11 protein-coding genes and 1 pseudogene are annotated in these 15,125 nt (G+C 35.9%); 3 read left to right on the top strand and 9 right to left on the bottom strand.

Annotated elements, in window-relative coordinates:
- Window positions 1-65: 65 nt before the first annotated feature.
- The 4 genes from KO502_RS03475 to KO502_RS03460 form a co-directional block, all read right to left on the bottom strand.
- Window positions 66-1,562: a sigma-54 dependent transcriptional regulator gene (locus KO502_RS03475; RefSeq protein ID WP_216021170.1), complete on the bottom strand. Its 1,497-nt coding sequence runs from the start codon at window positions 1,560-1,562 to the stop codon at window positions 66-68.
- Between the two features lie 131 nt (window positions 1,563-1,693).
- A complete protein-coding gene (locus KO502_RS03470; protein ID WP_216021169.1) occupies window positions 1,694-2,014 on the bottom strand; it encodes a hypothetical protein in 321 nt (106 codons plus the stop codon).
- Between the two features lie 13 nt (window positions 2,015-2,027).
- Entirely contained in the window at window positions 2,028-3,215 is a 1,188-nt protein-coding gene (locus KO502_RS03465) for a site-specific integrase (protein ID WP_216021168.1), read from the bottom strand.
- Complete coding sequence (locus tag KO502_RS03460) at window positions 3,215-3,445, bottom strand: hypothetical protein (RefSeq protein WP_216021167.1); 231 nt, start codon at window positions 3,443-3,445, stop codon at window positions 3,215-3,217. The genes KO502_RS03465 and KO502_RS03460 overlap by 1 nt, the downstream gene beginning before the upstream one ends.
- A 125-nt stretch (window positions 3,446-3,570) precedes the next feature.
- On the opposite strand from KO502_RS03460, the gene KO502_RS03455 reads away from it, so the two are divergent.
- Window positions 3,571-3,771: a helix-turn-helix transcriptional regulator gene (locus KO502_RS03455; protein ID WP_216021166.1), complete on the top strand. Its 201-nt coding sequence runs from the start codon at window positions 3,571-3,573 to the stop codon at window positions 3,769-3,771.
- Between the two features lie 127 nt (window positions 3,772-3,898).
- Window positions 3,899-4,219, top strand: coding sequence for a hypothetical protein (locus KO502_RS03450; protein WP_216021165.1), 321 nt, complete (start codon window positions 3,899-3,901; stop codon window positions 4,217-4,219).
- 233 nt (window positions 4,220-4,452) lie between these two features.
- Here the strand turns inward: KO502_RS03450 and KO502_RS03445 are convergent, their stop codons facing one another.
- The 4 genes and pseudogenes from KO502_RS03445 to KO502_RS03430 form a co-directional block, all read right to left on the bottom strand.
- Window positions 4,453-5,205 carry a hypothetical protein gene (locus KO502_RS03445; protein ID WP_216021164.1) on the bottom strand — a complete coding sequence of 251 codons (753 nt, stop codon included), beginning with the start codon at window positions 5,203-5,205 and terminating at the stop codon, window positions 4,453-4,455.
- A gap of 13 nt (window positions 5,206-5,218) precedes the next feature.
- Window positions 5,219-10,678, bottom strand: a complete 5,460-nt coding sequence (locus tag KO502_RS03440; RefSeq protein WP_216021163.1) for a site-specific integrase — start codon at window positions 10,676-10,678, stop codon at window positions 5,219-5,221.
- 436 nt (window positions 10,679-11,114) lie between these two features.
- A complete protein-coding gene (locus KO502_RS03435) occupies window positions 11,115-11,354 on the bottom strand; it encodes an SOS response-associated peptidase family protein (RefSeq protein WP_354668296.1) in 240 nt (79 codons plus the stop codon).
- 11 nt (window positions 11,355-11,365) lie between these two features.
- Window positions 11,366-12,237: pseudogene (locus tag KO502_RS03430) on the bottom strand (IS3 family transposase); the annotation flags it as partial.
- A 547-nt stretch (window positions 12,238-12,784) separates the two neighbouring features.
- On the opposite strand from KO502_RS03430, the gene KO502_RS03425 reads away from it, so the two are divergent.
- On the top strand, window positions 12,785-13,939 hold the full coding sequence (locus tag KO502_RS03425) for an IS110 family transposase (protein WP_216021186.1): 1,155 nt from the start codon (window positions 12,785-12,787) through the stop codon (window positions 13,937-13,939).
- A gap of 456 nt (window positions 13,940-14,395) precedes the next feature.
- Here KO502_RS03425 and KO502_RS03420 read toward each other — a convergent pair whose 3' ends face one another.
- Entirely contained in the window at window positions 14,396-14,773 is a 378-nt protein-coding gene (locus KO502_RS03420) for a hypothetical protein (protein ID WP_216021161.1), read from the bottom strand.
- Window positions 14,774-15,125: the final 352 nt, after the last annotated feature.

Below are 15,125 nucleotides of genomic sequence, written 5' to 3'. Positions count from 1 at the left end.
TAATTCCTTATATCCGTATTTTTACTACTGCAGCTATAGTGCCAATCATGAATGTTGTACTACATTCAACTTGCTAACCCAAGATCTTTTATCCATTTAGACAATACTTGATGACTTTTTAAACCAAGCATTGCGGCAGCTTTCGTTTTATTATTACCACAAGCTTTTAACGCGGCTTTAATATAACTTTTTCTTTGAAGATCAAGAATATCATTGATATTGACTTTTTGTCCAAGTGTTAAATTTATCTGGGTATTTTTTACTGCTTTTTCACGAGTAATAACGGCTTCTTGAATGTCTTTTTCAGATAATATTTCTTTATCTGTCCATAAAAAAGCTCGGTTTAATGTGTTCCATAATTCTCTAATATTACCTGGCCACGATTGATTTAAGATAAATTTTATTGCGCTTTGGGAAATATTTTTACTTTTGTAGCTAGGGTGTTTGTTACCAATAAAATTAATTTCAGTTATTAACGCTTGGGTTAATGGCTCTATATCTTCAAGTCTATTACGCAGCGGTGGTATGTCGATAATACCTACTGCAAGGCGATAAAAGAGATCTTCTCTAAACTGCTCTTGTTCAACTTGCTGCATTAAATTTCTGTGTGTTGCGGCAATAATCCGCACGTCGACATTAATGGTTTTATCACTGCCTACGGGGGTTATTTCGCCTTGTTGTAGTGCGCGTAATAATTTTACTTGTACTTGCGGCGTTAACTCCCCTACTTCGTCTAAAAATAAGGTGCCACCGTCTGCTTGTTCGAACAGGCCACTATGCTCTTTATCTGCGCCGGTAAATGCCCCTTTAACATGACCAAATAAAATGGAGTCAACGAGGGTTTCTGGTAACGCGCCACAGTTAACCACTTTAAGGGGCTTATCGGCACGTAAACTTGCCGCATGAATGGCATTCGCTAATACCTCTTTACCTGTACCAGTTTCGCCTAAAATAAGTGCAGGCAATTCAGATTGTGCCAAGCGTTTGGCCTTGCTAACCACAGTTTTCATTGCGGGTGATTGAGCGATAATATAACTAAATGCTTTATTTGTGGAGGGAAGTGAGACTGCTTTATCGGCAATATTTTTAGCTGCTGACTTTATATACGCTTTACCAAAATCAACGGGAATATCGACATTAACGACACTGTCGTTTTTAGATGACTGAAGAAACTGAGTGTTAGATTTGCCTTTGCCCACCAAAATGGAGGCGGCGGTCATGGTTGGCGTACCCGAGGTTAAGTTAATAAATAACTGCTCAGCCTCGGTAGATAATTTAGCTAGCCACTTTTCACTGTGTTTTATAATAGAGGGGTAGTCGATTGCCGAAGTAATATTTGCTTTGCTGATGGAGATGTTTTCAGTTGGTCGCCCTATACGTGCTAATGCTTTTTTTAACCACCTTTCGTAACTGTGCCAGTCTTCTTCCCAGGTATTGGCGAATATAACAATTTTATCAAACGGCGTTTCATTAAAAATAGCCAAGCTTGAAATTGCGGCATTTTTACCTTCTTTCATGTGTTGAATGTCGGTAAAGCCTAACCAGGTATATAAAGTATTCATAAACAGCTACAGTTTTGTTATTTAAGAAGTAACTTATATTACCTTAAATAAAAATAATTACAGTACCATTTATTAATAGGTGGCTAAGCTTACACTTCTTCGAGTAAATTAAAATTTGTTTAATGATTATTTTATCCATCGAAAATATCACTTAGATAAAGACTCAACGCTCTACTCCACTCATGATGATCTTCAAAGTCTATTTTTTCTAAACGCTCACTTACCCAAACAGACAGAGCCTCACGATTATTGTTTTTAACATCCTTAGCAAGAATTAAAACTAATTGGTCTGAATTAGGTGAAATCTGAAAAGTGGCGAGCAAATAGGAAGTAATGATATTAATTTTCTTATTTTTAAGCACCCTTTCTTGTTCTTCCTTACATATACGAGTTAACTTATCTTCCGTGGTTATCACTATATTCTTAGTACTTAGTTTGGTTAAATTACGCATATTTAGCCCCCCTTTATAACTTTATATTTTTTTCTAATAAAACTTCAAATGCACTACCGTCTTTTCTAGTTAAATTCGGAACAAATCTCGAGTAAACCTTAAATAACATTTCTGTGCTGGCATGCCCCATTTGTTTTGCAATCCACTCTGGCGACTCTCCTGCTGCCAACCACAATGTAGCGGTAGTATGTCTTGTTTGATATGGGCGCCTTCTGGCAATTTTTAATCTAGCAAGTAAGGGATACCACACTCTTTTAGTTGTGTTATTGTGATCAATGTTTCCGCCCTTAGTGTTACAAAAAACATATTCTGAGAGCTCTGCTGTACATTGATATTGTTCTTTTAGTGCTTTATATACTGCTGCACTCATGTCTATATCACGTTGAGAAGAATCATTTTTTGTATAATCATCATCACCTAATACGAGTGTTTCTCTCACTTTAATGCAACGACTTTCAAAATCGACATACTTCCATTTTAACCCGTCAATTTCGCCTGTTCTCATACCTGTGAAAAAGCGCACAACATAATAATTTTTATAATCCGCTCTAACTAAATTGATAATCGTATTTACTTCAGAAAAGTTAAAAGGTTCGATGTCAGACTTTTGCGTTTTCAATACTTTTATTTTATAAAAAGGTGTTGAAAAGCCATACCTTTCACCTGCTTCTTCAAAAATACGTTTAAGGGGATCCATTATTTTGTTTATTCGGTTGTTCGAAATTGTTTTTCTACCTGAACGTCCAGGTAATTTAGCAATATGAGTTCGAAACTTTATGATATCGACTCTCAATATTTTACCTACTTCTAACGAGCCGAAGTACGGCAAATAATGTTTATTAATTATGCTTTCAATATTAAGCAAATGAGATTTACGCCAAGCGAGTTTATTATCTTCAAGCCAGTCGTTGATGTAAGTTGAAAATAATGGAGTTATACTTTCGTTATCTTGCTCATTACCGTTATCCTCCTGTTTTTCTAGATACTCGAACTCTACGAGCTTCTTACTACGAGGAAAATGTTCGGCGTAATTAAAAACTCCCGCTCTTATCTCTGCTTCTATTTGAGCGAGTTGTTTTTCTAGTTGTTTACGATTAGCAACATTATCAACAAAATGTGTTTGCTCCCGACATCGCTTACCTAAATAAGTAAAATTAAAAAACAATTTTTGGGTGTCTTTTCGAACTGAAATACTAGCCATTACACGTCCTCCATAGTGTGCGCAAACGGCATAGCGATTGAGTCTTCCATTAAACTCAACATATCCTTTTCAATTTTCTCCCATATAAATAGAATTTTTCTGCGTCCAAACGGACGAATATAATGTGTCCCCTCAAACAAACAGGAATCGATTAACTCATTTCTAATCGTTCTAGTGTTGTAATGAATTTTTTCAGCTAACTGCTCTGTGGTTAAATATGTGTTATTCATTTTTCACCTCATGTACTATAATGTAACTAATAAAACAATTTTGTACCTACAGGAGTGATTATATACTCAAAAATACCTACTGCAAGTATTTTTTTGCATATTTTTGATATAAATTACCTTTAAATATGATTAAATGTCATTTATCAACCATACTGGGTGAAAAGAAAATTAGAGTGGCGGAACTATCTCGTGACACTGGAATTAACAAAAATACGCTACACCGTCTTTATAATGAAACGGCGACACGTATTGATTTAGAGATGATTGAGAAACTTTGTAAGTACTTAGAAATCCAAATAGAAGATTTGTTTGAATTAATTGAGTAATCGATAAAGTCAGTATTAATAATTGGTTGTTCTATTAACACGGTAAAGTTATTAACGTGGATTTAGTGCTGGCTCGGGGTAAGTATTCAGTGAAACGTTTTTAATTGACTTGAGTGGTGAATTCACAATGAAAAAATACTGCATAAAACGTAATAAACAAAAACTCACCCAAGCACTACGCGACAGTAAAAGAAATAATCTTTGTCTTTTACTTTGGTTATCATTACGAAATCAACTCTCGATAAGCAAACAAAAAAAGCGAGCTATGAAAAAGTATGGTTCAACATTAGATTTCGAAAATGCTGAATTCGATAGTTCATTACAATGGTTGATGGTGATAGAACTCGTTCCAGGTATTAGCCTTAAAGACTCGTCAATTCGAATATTTCAGTCTCTCGGCGAATTGCCTAGAGAGTTTCAGGAAGAGTTTTCATATTACTGGAAATGAAAAACCTTCTAAACTTAACGATGTTGGCGTATTAAAACCACTAATTTACTACGCCATCTTCGTGAATATCTACAACTTAATATCGTTATATATAGGCAAGAATCATGGTTAATCTTTCAATATGGCTTATAGCACGAGTTAAGTAGCAAACACATAAAAATACTATATCTCGACAAATAATACTGTCGTGTTTGTCTATCAATCGTCTTATCGACATTTTCAGGTTAAGATGATTAAAAGTCTAACTCATGATTAGTATCAATAACTTTTGATTCTTTTATAGAGGTTAGTGTACCTGTAAATTTCCGAGAATCTTTTAACCTCTCTAGGTATTCAAACTCAATATCAACTTTAATTTGATTATAACCTGCATCCCAAACTTTTTGCACAAGATCATCTGGTATAGCCAGAGTTGCTGTGAATTTTTTATTATCAACTTCACCACAAAAAATAGCGCCTGCAGCTCGTATATAATCGGGTTTATTAACACGGCAACTCTTAAGTGAGCCTTTTATGTATGAACTTTCATGCTTTCCAATTTTTGGCATTTTTGATAATTTCACACTGTTTTTTCCGGCCACGAGCTTGATATCATCCCCCTCCAGTTTACTTAAAATATCAACCGCTTTAGAAGGGAGTTCGTTGTTCGACAAATTGAAGTCTCGAGCTCGGCCTACTCCTTTCTGATGAATCAAATCGCAATATTTTTGTGCGTTGTGAATAGTACTTTCAAGTCCTTTCATCAACTCAATTTCTATGTTACTTTCATCATGGTCGTATTGAGTTTTGCTTTCATCATACGTTACTAATATTTTATGATTTTCAATAAAGAATTCTATCTTTTTTTTATTTTCTGAGCTCGAAACATGTAATCTCAATAATTGTAAAATTAATAATGACAGTGCACTAAATTTCTCTGGATCAATTTTAAGCCGATCACTACCATTTACCTTGATTATATAACCAACATTTATAAATATACTCATCTTCTGGATCTCCTCATTGTTGTTTGGCCATTTCCCTAGTTTTTAATAGAAAAATAGCGTGGATAATTTTGTTATCGTTATTGATTTTTTGTTTGTCCCCTTTTTGTATTAATTTAACTACTGAGCCCACTCTTTTACTCAGCTGTTCCCTAACTGTGACTCTTTCGTTTGTATCAATCAGAGCGCAATCGATACACGAAAATATGCAACTAAACTTACTCAGCTCAGTGTTATCAATCACAACCCCAAACCGATGGTGATAATATTTATCAAAAAATTCTGAGAACTCTTTTTGTTGAGATTCAAACAACTTAGCCAGTTTTTTAAGTAACACTTGAAAGTCTTCATGCTTGATGTATTTTGCAGCTTTAAGTTGTTTTTTCTTATTCGATTGAAAAACTACATCACTTAAATCGGAGCTAATATTTGTCCCTGAATACCCAGTTGTATGTTTGATTTGTCTCGTCGCATTAATCACTGATAAGACGAAATTGAACTCTAATTGAAGCGCATTTGTTATTTCTGTAACTATTTTCCCTGCCTCTGCTAAGCGAATAATCCTTTCGACATTGTTCATTTGATTGTAAATTGTCTTTTCACTATTAGTTGAAATAGGTGTTAGCGTATTGTTAGTTAGATCTTTACGAGAACTCACTAATTGCTGATAACCAGTCCACGTTTTAGCATTGTATGAACACAGCGGTAAGAACCCAAAGCGCTCAAAATTACCCCGCGATAAAATTTTGTAGATATGAGATCTTTCAATGTTAACAAGAGATGTAAGAGATGCTTTATCAATAGTATTAATCAGTATTTTTTCGTTTTCTGCAGCGCAGATTAAATTGAGCACGTGAATATAACTGCGTAGTGTTGTACTAGGACTAACATGCCCAAGCGCTAACGAAATAGCATTCAGGATATGCATCTTCGATTTTTGCTTTCCAATCAGTTGAGTTTTGACCTTGTCCGATAGATCATGAATATCTTCTCTTCTGCACCAAGCCTGTACCTCTTTATACATGGCTTGGGAGTAGATATTTTCAGACATTAACAACAATAAATAATTGGCAAAACTATGTCGCGCATGGTGGAGCCTTATACTATCATCGCCTGTTGAAATACGAAGTGCTTCGATTACTCTACTGATATATTCACCGACCGGCACAAGACATTTAGCGGTGGTTTTATCACTGAAAAACCAAGGATTTTCTACATCATGATGATAAGTTCTAATTAGTTTAATTTGTTCTGATATCAGTGCTTTTTCTTCATCAGATAAAAAATAACTAACGGGAATTCTTCGATTCGAGTTTATTGTTTTTGTTCTAAAAAAATAGCTCGTACGAACATGAATAACCCAATTATTGATATCAATATCGTTTAATCTTAAATGTGTAGCTTCTCCAGATCTAAGTCCGGCTCGATAACACAAGATTAAAATGAGCTGGTTAATTCTTCGCTCGTGTGAACTTGAATATCCATCATTTTTTAAGAGCTCTAATGCTTCATTATATTCACGCATTGAAATAATATTCGCGTCTGCGTCATGGTGATTGTTTCCAATAGTTGGCTCAACATCAAACCAATTAACTGGCGAACAATGATATGTTTTCATAATAAAGTTATGAAAATTCCGCATATTTTCTGCTCTCTGAGCGCGATCTTTTATACTTCGAGAATCTAACGCATCGCTATATATCTCTCCCAGCTCTTCAGATGATAAATTTAAAAATGAACAGTCAATCGTTTGCTCAATCATCGGTTTTGCTACGTTCGATATATATGTTTTAACTGTGCGTACTGCAGTTCTTTTTCGCCCTCCTCTACCGGGCCTTTTTGAAACATCAATCAGCCAGAGCATGAGAAGAACCATAATTTGATCCAACGACTTAGAAGATTCGATTAATACATCTAAGTTACTTTCCCCCTCAGAGTCTACACAATTTGCCCAAGTTTCGATCAAAACATTAGTTACGTTACTGTGACCAACACCTTGTTGTTTTAGTTGATATAGGTTTGATTGTAATGTTCGTAATAACTGTCGAGATTTTTGATAGCTTTCACTACTAGTTGTACTTTGCTCATGACTAAACGGAGCAGTGCTATGAAGAGTAATTTCTGCTGGCTCAATTAATGATTTCGTAAAACTTATTGGTACGGGTGACAACCATCTACAGAGTGTTCCTGACGACAAATTTGTAGTTTGTATACGTTCGTTTTGATACGCATGCGATAGCGCCCTTGTAGTTATACTTCTTGATTTTCGTAGATACTCCCCAGTTGAATCAATATTTTCCAGCGCTTTCCTTGCGTTAGCATCAAAGTTACTGTGCTTGCTTATTTTGTGTAAGACACGTTTATAAATACTACTTTTAACTCCCTTTGCGCTTTTTACTTCTAAGCCAGAAATATCGTATTTTTGTATTAACAGCAGTGAAATAGAGTCAATATGAACTATTTTAAGTTTATCAGATTTACTATCTTTCATCTCAAACCAAGCAACTCCACTTTCATAAATAGAGGGCGATGTAATAACTCTCAAGTTTTCTATATTAGTAGGGACATTCATTTTGCTATTCACAATTAAACTACACCATATTCGTGCCAGCTGCTCTTGAGGTGTCATTGTGTTTTTCGGTGTTAATAACCAACGATTTATTTCACTTTTGATTTGTATCGATTGACGCATATCCAACAACGAATTTGTATCAAGACAAAGTAAGGTTGTTTCATCTTGCGTACTAAACCACCTTGATGACTTTATAATTTTTGAAGTAAAGCGGTTTAATAATGCAATTCGTCGTTCGAGTGATATGCCACATTTTTTATCTGATACAGCTATTTGTAGTAATGTATCGACAGTTTTATCATGTGTTTTTGCATTTTGTAACGCTCTGACCTTTGGACTGACGAGTTGTCGTATCCAACGGATTTGCTCTGCCCTTTCAGTATTTTCTGAGCGCATTAAGTAAGGAGGTTTATATGGAGACTCAATTTCTTGATCAGCTAAAGGAAACTTAGGTCCTTTAATTATTGTGTATTCAATGGCTTCAATACCGATCTCGCCTAACATAAGGTCGATAGACGTACCGACAGGTGTTAAATCATTCAATGTCGCTAAAGAATGATCAGATAATATATGCTCACCATTACCGACATGTCCCATTAAAGACTTGGCAAAGTTATATTCACCAAAACCTCGCATGGAAGAACAAAAATAATGACGTAGGAAATTCAAGGGCAGATTTACTTCAGGAGCCATGTAAGACTCGATGTCTTTGTAACCTACCGAAACTGCATTCAACTTGGTAAGGCCTGCGCTATTAATGATGTGAAAGAATTCAGGTTCGTCATTAAGACTGAGTGTTGCTGCTTTTGCTAGTTTAGCTGCTATACCATCATTATAATTTTTCATTGTTCTAGCTAAATCAGCGCAATGATTTTTGTATGCTAGCCATTGCTTATTAGCTGTTTCAGATTGTGGTATTAAACGAATAGCACTATCGACAAAGTTTATTTTATCACTGATTAAACTTAAACTATTAACTTCATCATACGTTGTTGAAGTAAAACCAAATTCAGTTCGACTGCGATGCCCTGTTGCCGCAACTAGCGTTAACAGCGTGTAATTCACATATTCGTTATGTCGTTCAATGAGTTGCTCAATACAAAGTTTTTTTTGTGATAATTCGTTTACTAACAACTCTCTCTTTTTAGTGATTACTTTCGAAACTTTATCTTTATCGATAGTTAACCAGCTACCTACAACAGTATTATCGTCGTGACTAGTATGATCACTTACTGTAAAACCTAATGATGGAATGACTTGGGTATAATCATTTCTCAATTTTTTCGTCTTGGCAGAAAGGTAGTATAAAGTGGTGGATGTATCAAACTCAGTATTAGCTAGCATGAGTGATGCGTAGCCACCGTCAAATTGATGAGTTATTTTTTCAAAGGTTGTCGCCCTAATTCCAGCAGCAGTAATTCTTCTATGAACTTTTGTATTATTTTTCCAAAACGGCTTCAAGAACTTGGCGAGTACAGTACTTATTTTATCGTTTTTGGAAAAGCAAAGTTCTCCAATATTAAGTACTTGTTTTTGATTTAACCCATACTTTACCTCATGTTGTATCTGTCGCTTTTCAATAGCATTCACCAACTCCGCGGGTATTGGTAAAGATAGCCAATCACTATGTTCTTCCAGTAATTCTTTTTGAACCAATGTTGGGCTAAAGAAATCAGGCATTTCAATGCTTTTACGATTCCAGGTACCCGCTTTCAAGTCGATAAAATCCTCTTCCATTTTTGAAAAATCAGGAGGTTCTGAATAGATGTTTATTTCAGAGATTTCATCAAAAGGCTTTGAGGTTAGTAGTACTAATGAGAGAAAAATAGCTTCGCTTTCCTCAGTGTTCAACTTCATTTTTAAAAAGGAAACGAACTCAATTATTTCATGTTCAGCCAAAGCTATTGGTCGCCAGGGTAAATGCATTTTTTCAACTAAACTTAATCGACTTCCGTATATGCCCGCAGCATTTTTAGTTCTACTATCTAGCTCAATATCACCTGGTATAACAACTTCGACAAGGTCAGTAACTTCGGGGGCACCTCCACAAGTACCATCAGGAGCACCAAAAATACGCTTTCCGTTTATCTTCGTGCCGTTTCTAGTTGTCGTAACGTAGTTTGTATCTTGTACTCCATTATTTGCTGGCTCCTTAACATCCTTTTCAACCTTTTTTTTAGGTTTTTCTTTATAACGTCCTTCATCATTTTTAACTCTAGGTTTTACTTTTCTGACAAAAGGTTCATTATCATAAAGTTCTGACCACGCCCTTAAAAACTGTTCTTGAAAGTCAATATCACCATCGTGAATTAACCTATACAATATGTCTGCTAACTTGTTGTATTTTACTTTCTCTATACTGACATACCTTATAAACTGAGTATGACAAGCAACTATTTTTCTAAGTGAAGTCGCAGCACTTGTTAGCAATGCTAACTTTTTTATTTCATCCCAGTCATTGTGCTTCGAGATTTGAAGTAATATAAAATGAAGTATATAAACTAAAGGTTTTTGTATATCATTAAAATCGTTTCCAAAATTTTGACAATATAATGCAGCAACAGGGTATTCATCTAAACGCCCATGCAAGGGGTTCCTAGTGGTTCGTCTTTCTTCTTTTATTTTTTCTTTAAAATATTCAGATTCAATAATTTTAGTAAGTGCTATTATGAGTGATGTGTTGGCTTCTTTCACTTCGCTTGGACAATCAATACATTCAACAGTTGTTATTACATCTGTTAGTCTTTGCAAAATACTACAAATATTTATAAGTTCAGGAGGTAACCCTAGCGCCTGAATATTTTTGATAAATACTGCAGATTCACTTTCATTTAAGCAATTCAAAAATTCTTTGATAATTGCGTTATCTATTAATTTTTTTGAAGTCCAGCTTTGTTCTAACATCTATCCAACTTACCTATATTTAAAATATTGCTATTTACACAGCGTCAAAAAAGTCTTCTATATTCTCTGTATGTGAGTTTTTTCATAAAAAATACAAAAACTGAAATTTTTTTAAATTACTCCTGTAAATCCAGTTATTGATTTACTTTCAGGATGCAACTTAAAAATCACATCAACAATAAAAAGCTGAGTATTTTTAAAAATAATTGAAATGTAACGCTTTTAAACAACATCTTATTAGCCAGAACAATAAGGTTGATTAGCTCTCGTCGTTATAAAAAATCTAGAGTTTCTCCAGCTCAACGACCTTCATTGAAAGTAATTAAATTTATTATGCAGTAATTTAAAGAGGATATGACTTATTAGAGGGCTGTTTTTTAGCCCCCTAATTTTTTTATTTGAATTGATATAGTTTATTGGAGTAGCATACAGAGCACTAATCAGAGTGTTTGATATTAATCACTCTATCTTCAACATGTTGTAGTAATGGCGCTAGTTCATGGGTAGGCGAGTTAAACCAGTAATCTTTATCTCTGGCTAAAATTAAAGCCGGCATGCGTTGATGGTATTGCTGACATTTGTCATTAGGTTGTGTGGTTAAAGTTACTAGCTCAGTTTGCTCTCGTTGAAATAAAATGCCTGCCATGGTGATCACCCCTTTTTTAATGGACATCAAAAATGGAGTATTTAAGCAACCTTTAATGGTGGGAAACCATTATTAGCTTTATGTGGTCGTTCATAGTTATAACGCCACAACCATTTTGTAGCATAGTCAGATACTTCTTCCAAGCTATCAAATAACTTTTTACTTAGCCATCCATAACGAACCGTTTTATTAAACCTCTCAACATAACCGTTTTGTTGTGGGTTACCTGGCTGAATATATTCAATTCTGATGTCACTTTTATTTGCCCATTTTACAAACTCATGAGAAATAAATTCAGGACCATTATCACACCGAATGGCCAACGGCTTCCCCCTCCACTCAATAAGCTGATTTAAGCTTCGCAGCACTCTAGCTGTTGGTAATGAGTAACCTGGTTCAATTACCAATCCTTCACGTTTGTAATCGTCAATAACGTTAAACAAGCGAATTGTGCGACCGTTACTTAGCTGGTCATGCATAAAATCTATTGACCAAACTTGATTCGGCTTAATTGGCTCTTTAAGAGGCTCTGGCTTATGACGATTTAAACGTCGCCTTGGCTTTATTCTCAGATTCAATGAAAGCTCAGTATAAATGCGGTAAACACGCTTGTGGTTCCACTTTTTACCTTTCACGTTACGCAGATAATCAAAGCAAAGACCAAACCCCCAGTCGCTTTCATCATTGGTTAAATCAACAAGCATTTGAGCTATTTCTTGATTATCATCACAAAGCTTTGCTTTGTATCGATAACACGTTTCGCTTATTTGAAAAGCTTGGCAAGCTAGCTTTATAGTTACGCCCATAGAGGCAACGTAGTATTGCGCCATCTCTTTGCGTTTCGATGGCTTTACCACTTTTTTTGCATTGCTTCCTGCACGATTTCTGCTTTTAGTTTTTCATCGACGTACATCGGTGATTATCCCAATTACTGGCATATGCCTTGCCAGCATATTATGCAGATCGACCTCTGCTTCTTCGACTCTCCGTCCGTCCTATTGTATACAAATCCAAGCAACATGAATATGTCGGTTTGAATCTCGTTCAGTGGCTCTTCCTTTTATAAGTTTCTCAAGTTCAGCCTGAGTTTCTTTGAACTGAGACATTTCCAAGCCTCTAGTATCAAATATTGTAAGTCTTTGGTAATTTCTCTTGTATTTTGAGTTACAGGGCGTCCCTGTCCAGTTTCTGCAAGATTTTTTTGAAAGACAGCATTTATTAGAGTGCTTTACCCACACCTGACCTGCCAGCGATGAGAATATTAATATTCCCCCGTTCAGTAGTTGCTTTCTGAATTGCTTGCGTGAGAATTTCGTCGATATTTGCCATTGTTACTCCAGATGGACAGTGTGATTTTTCTTAGACATAATGACTCCCCACGAGGCTAGCCTCCATTCGTGGGTTAATTTAAAAAATCAGAGCCATAATTAGTTTGTCAATGAACTAAAGCGGAGGCTAGCATAAATAAATGTAACATACTTTTTATCGGATTAGATACACATAAAACATTTACCCAACTTGCTGTTTTAAAAGATGAACGTGGCGCCAAACCGGAATCATTGGGAAGGATAAACACTAACAAATCTGCGTTTATCAAGCTTGCAAGGCAACTACAACCCAAATATCCAAAGGCAACCTTACACTTCATCTATGAAGCAGGCCCTTGTGGTTATTGGATTTATAGACTGTTAACCAACCTAGGTCATTGTTGTTATATCGTTGCCCCTTCTCTTATCCCTAAAAAGCCAGGTGACAGAATAAAAACAGATAAACGTGATGCAGTAAAATTAGCGTTGTTATTTAAAGCGGAAACGCTTACCACCATTTATGTGCCCGAAGCTGAAGATGAAGCTATACGTGATTTATCTCGTGCACGTGAAACGGCTATGAAAGATTTGAAGGATGCGAAATATCAACTAAAAGGCTTATTTTTAAGGAACAATATCACTTGTAAAGTAAACGATAATTGGTCTAAGCAACACTTACGTTGGTTAACCGAATTAGTGCTACCGCACCCAAGCCAGCAAATTGTTTTACAAGAAATGATACAAACCATCACTGAACGTATTAAACGTGTAGAGCGTTTAGTAAATGAACTTGAGCATCAAATAAAACAATGGCGTTACTATCCTGTCGTGAAAGCGATACAAGCAATGCGAGGGGTAAGAATGTTAGTTGCTGTTGGTACTATTGCCGAATTAGGGGATCTACGACGTTTTGATCATCCCAGAAAATTAATGGCGTATCTTGGATTAGTGCCTAGTGAAAGCTCTAGTGGTGATTCACGGCGATTAGGAAAAATCACCAAGTGTGGTAATGGTCGTGCGAGACGCTTATTGATAGAAGGCGCTCAAACTTATAAACATAAGGCGAATATCTCTACCGAGTTACAAAAAAGGCAAGAAGGGTTAAGTAAAGAAATCGTAGATATTGCATGGCAAGCTCAACTAAGGTTATGTCGACGATATCAACGACTCATGCAAAAAGGCAAACATCGTAATGTTGTGGTGACAGCAATAGCCCGTGAAATGATCGCGTATATTTGGGCGATATCGCGAGAAGTGGTTATCACACTCGTGGATCCACGAACACGTATTGCTAGGTTACCAGCATGAAAATAGTTTTTGAGTTAGCGCATTGGATCAAGCATCGGGAGTGGCACAACAACCGAGGGCGTTAGGATGGCAGCGTTACGAAAGTAACGTTGAACCACGAGCATAGACTGAAAACAGGTGTCACGACGGAACAAGTAAGGTAGGCGCTGTTAACCAACAGGTTAATAATCAACGAATATCAGCATGATAACCGACGAATTTACTTGCTTCATCTATGCGTTAACTCATTTTATTTTAACAAAAGAATATTATGGCTCTGATTTATTGAGCAGGGATCAGTGTTTTTAAGTTGACGTGGGGAGTCATACCAACGTCACATTAAGGTGTAAACAACGCTGACGCCTTATCTAAAGCATTGTGCCATAGACACAAAACTTACTTGAAGTGAGAGCGCCAAGCGGTGTGAATATCTCTTAAATTTCTTGTTAAACACTAACTATTAGCACTGGAAAAACCTTATTTTTTCTGTCTGTCAATTTGCTTTTTTTTAGCATCTTCTAACTTTTTCTTGAGGCCTAACTCAAAGTCATTTGGTTTTCGAGTTGCTTTGCGTTCTTCCCGCTCCTTCTCCCGGGCAGCTTCTTGCAATGCATCCTGCTTCGCTTTGTCTTCCTGACGCCGTGTTTCTTGCCCTTCACTTACGATATTAGTTACAACCTCCTTACCCATAAGAAAACCTAACTTTCCTACCGCTAAACCAGCTTTGCCTGCTAATACAGCAGTGTCTTTAGCTATTTCCTTAGCATCTGTGTTTTGTATATAACTCTTTGCGTCATCGACTGTATCTACTACTGAGTTTGTTACACTATCTTTAATGTTTTTAAAAAAGCTCATGATCGTCCTTTGATTATATGTTTCTGATAACATTTTAGCATTTATACGACACGCTGTTTGTGTTGCATAATCGCTTGTTGAACTGAGGCGCTACATGCTCGGTGTATCAGAGTTTGTGTTGTTTATGCTATGGGGATTTACTTTATATGACCTAATCGATATCTACCTAATTTTATTGGCGTGTCTATCGTATATAAGCTATCCCTGCGTTACTTAGCGTTTATTATATTTCTATTAAACCTAATGTTTAACAGTTAAGCAATGATATTTTCACCACGCACAGTCGCTATTAGCCTGAGCAGTTAAGCAAGCTAGTTCGCTAACTCGTTCGATTTGCTATAATCGTCATAGC

This window comes from Colwellia sp. E2M01, assembly GCF_018860585.1.
GTDB lineage: Bacteria > Pseudomonadota > Gammaproteobacteria > Enterobacterales > Alteromonadaceae > Colwellia.
This window is presented reverse-complemented; position numbering and strand designations above follow the sequence as displayed.

Excerpts from the sequence above, each read along its gene's own strand:
- KO502_RS03450 (WP_216021165.1), top strand. The coding sequence starts at position 3,899 with ATGAAAAAATACTGCATAAAACGTAATAAACAAAAACTCACCCAAGCA.
- KO502_RS03440 (WP_216021163.1), bottom strand. The coding sequence starts at position 10,678 with ATGTTAGAACAAAGCTGGACTTCAAAAAAATTAATAGATAACGCAATT.
- KO502_RS03475 (WP_216021170.1), bottom strand. The coding sequence starts at position 1,562 with ATGAATACTTTATATACCTGGTTAGGCTTTACCGACATTCAACACATG.
- KO502_RS03455 (WP_216021166.1), top strand. The coding sequence starts at position 3,571 with ATGATTAAATGTCATTTATCAACCATACTGGGTGAAAAGAAAATTAGA.
- KO502_RS03420 (WP_216021161.1), bottom strand. The coding sequence starts at position 14,773 with ATGAGCTTTTTTAAAAACATTAAAGATAGTGTAACAAACTCAGTAGTA.
- KO502_RS03465 (WP_216021168.1), bottom strand. The coding sequence starts at position 3,215 with ATGGCTAGTATTTCAGTTCGAAAAGACACCCAAAAATTGTTTTTTAAT.
- KO502_RS03445 (WP_216021164.1), bottom strand. The coding sequence starts at position 5,205 with ATGAGTATATTTATAAATGTTGGTTATATAATCAAGGTAAATGGTAGT.
- KO502_RS03470 (WP_216021169.1), bottom strand. The coding sequence starts at position 2,014 with ATGCGTAATTTAACCAAACTAAGTACTAAGAATATAGTGATAACCACG.
- KO502_RS03460 (WP_216021167.1), bottom strand. The coding sequence starts at position 3,445 with ATGAATAACACATATTTAACCACAGAGCAGTTAGCTGAAAAAATTCAT.